We start from the raw sequence: 245 nt of genomic DNA, 5'->3' as shown, positions 1-245 counted from the left end.
GAGGCGCTGCACAGACGGTGGCGTACGGCACGGGCATCAACACCGGCAAGGGCACGTTGACGATCAATGCCAACAACACATGGAGCTTTGTGCCCGCCAGTGGTCTGAACAACGCCGGCGGCGTGAATGTGAACTTCACACTCAGTGCCAAGGATGGCGACAACGACACCAGCAGCGCTACGCACACCATCTCGGTGACCGATGGTCCCGGCCCGGTGGTCTCGGGCCCCAACGGCGGGGTCATC

The 245-nt window shown here is 63.3% G+C and carries 1 protein-coding gene; it reads left to right on the top strand.

Annotated features, from left to right (window positions below):
* Window positions 1–245, top strand: a 245-nt coding sequence (locus IB213_RS17970; protein ID WP_192408200.1) for a hypothetical protein, incomplete at both ends; no start/stop codon positions are given.

This window comes from Comamonas sp. CMM02, assembly GCF_014851485.1.
In the GTDB taxonomy this organism is placed as follows: domain Bacteria; phylum Pseudomonadota; class Gammaproteobacteria; order Burkholderiales; family Burkholderiaceae_C; genus Comamonas; species Comamonas avium.
This window is presented reverse-complemented; position numbering and strand designations above follow the sequence as displayed.